The 499-nt window shown below is 79.2% G+C and carries 1 pseudogene; it reads right to left on the minus strand.

Annotated features, from left to right (window positions below):
• Positions 1-186 precede the first annotated feature (186 nt).
• Positions 187-499: pseudogene (locus GTW08_RS24915) on the minus strand (LLM class F420-dependent oxidoreductase); the annotation flags it as partial.

Consider the following 499-nt stretch of genomic DNA (forward strand, 5'->3'; position numbering starts at 1 on the left):
GTCCGCGCGTCGCCTGACCCGTTCCGCCGGGACGCGGCACACCCCGCCGTGCCGCGTCCCGGCGGATCCGGGCGCGCGTCCTGGTGCCGGTGTGCGGATCACCGCGCGCCCGGACGTCATCGAGATGCAGCGCAGGGCTGCCCGGGGCGGCCCACGACAGCCCTGGGCTGCATCTCGGCGCGCTGCTCAGGACGTCGCGATCCGGCCCCGGACGGCGACGATGCGGGCCCGCTCGGCGGCGTCGCCCAGCGGGCTGACGAGCAGGTCGGTGGCGCCGGCGTCGGCGTAGCGGGCGATCCCGGCCGCGATCACGTTCTCGTCCCCGGCGACGACGAGCCCGCCCGGCGAGCTCAGTCCCTCGCGTTCCAGCACCCCCTCGTAGGACGGCAGCCGGGCGTAGCCGGCGTAGTCGCGGGCCGCCGCGGCCCGCACCCGGTCCGGCTCGGCCGTCGCCGACACCGGCACCCCGACCACGACCCGCGGCGACGGCCGCCCGGCC

This window comes from Pseudonocardia sp. SID8383, assembly GCF_009864975.1.
Lineage (GTDB): Bacteria > Actinomycetota > Actinomycetes > Mycobacteriales > Pseudonocardiaceae > Pseudonocardia > Pseudonocardia alni.